This is a genomic window from Pseudarthrobacter sp. B907 (assembly GCF_040137805.1).
GTDB lineage: Bacteria > Actinomycetota > Actinomycetes > Actinomycetales > Micrococcaceae > Arthrobacter.
In genome coordinates this window covers 1-520 of the sequence record NZ_JBEEQE010000042.1, presented here as the reverse complement: position 1 = coordinate 520, position 520 = coordinate 1, and the positions used below count along the sequence as shown (strand labels likewise).

The following is a 520-nucleotide window of genomic DNA, read 5'->3' as shown; positions in this document are numbered from 1 at the left end:
TGACACTGGCACCAGAAGGCCGGAAGATGCTGCGCATTGAGCAGCGCAATTCGGCCACCCCGGTGGAACGGAAGCCCGAATGGATTAAAGCCAAGGTCCAGATGGGCCCGGAGTTCGTCCAGCTCAAAAACCTCGTCAAAAAAGAAGGTCTGCACACGGTGTGTGAGGAGGCCGGCTGCCCCAACATCTTCGAGTGCTGGGAAGACAAGGAAGCGACGTTCCTGATCGGCGGCTCCGAGTGCACCCGGCGCTGCGACTTCTGCCAGATCGACACCGGCAAACCCTCCCCCGTGGACATGTTCGAACCCACCAAGGTCGCCCGCTCCGTCCAGTCCATGGCCCTGCGCTACGCCACCGTCACCGGGGTGGCCCGCGACGACCTCGCCGACGAAGGCGTCTGGCTCTACGCCGAAACGGTCCGCAAGATCCACGAACTGAACCCGGGCACCGGCGTCGAACTGCTGATCCCGGACTTCTCCGGCAAACCCGAACACATCGCGGCGATCTGCGACTCCAAACC

Annotated in this window: 1 protein-coding gene; it reads left to right on the top strand. The window is 63.1% G+C overall.

Features of this window, described 5'->3' with window-relative positions; translation table 11 throughout:
- A partial coding sequence (locus tag ABLI39_RS17360; RefSeq protein WP_349414796.1) for a lipoyl synthase occupies window positions 1–520 on the top strand: 520 nt, incomplete at both ends.